Annotated in this window: 1 pseudogene; it reads left to right on the top strand. The window is 67.5% G+C overall.

The annotated features are described in order from the left end of the window. Positions 1-363, top strand: a pseudogene (locus ABD357_RS29910) (hypothetical protein); the annotation flags it as partial. Positions 364-708: the final 345 nt, after the last annotated feature.

Raw genomic sequence — 708 nt, 5'->3', positions numbered from 1 at the left:
AGCGAGGGCGACGACACCGGCGAGAACGAGCCGCCCACGGACGGCTCCAGCGACGGCTCGAAGAACGAAGACCCCCCTGCCCCGCAGACAGGCGCCGGGCAGCAGACGACGCCGACGGAAGCGATCATCCTCCCGGGTGAGAAGAAGCGGCTCGCGCCCGGAGCACTGCGACACATGGTCATCGAGCACCTCCAGGCGCATCCCGGCGAGGCGTTCACCGCCACCAAGATCAGCCGCGTGATCGAGAAGTCTTCAGGAGCCATCGCCAACGCACTGGTCACCCTCACCCGGCAGGGCGTCACCGAGCAGGTGGACGACCGGCCGCGCACCTACCGTCTGGCAGCGCCGGAGGGCAACGGATAGCCAACCGGCCAGAGCAAACCGGCTGGTTCCCACGGGGGTTGGGAACCAGCCCGGCTGCTGCGCGAGTGTTCCACACCAAGCGCGTGAAGGCTGGAATGCCGGGGTCTGTGGCTGGCTCAGCGCGGTCGCGGCTGTGCTGTCGGCGGCCATCGCTGTGTGTATGGCATGCCCGGCAGCAATCACTGCTGACGAACCGAGGTCAGCCTTCGGCGGCCCGTGGAAACGAGGGAATCGCTCCCAGAGATAGCGCGTCAGATACGTGCTTCAGGCAGGCCGCGAGATCGTCACAAGCCACTTCAGCCGCTTGCTTGGCCTTGCCAGGCAAGCGCAGCCGACGGACACGCT

The organism is Streptomyces vastus, assembly GCF_039532825.1.
Lineage (GTDB): Bacteria > Actinomycetota > Actinomycetes > Streptomycetales > Streptomycetaceae > Streptomyces > Streptomyces vastus.
Note: the sequence above shows the minus strand (reverse complement) of the source record. Positions and strands in the feature narration are given on the sequence as shown.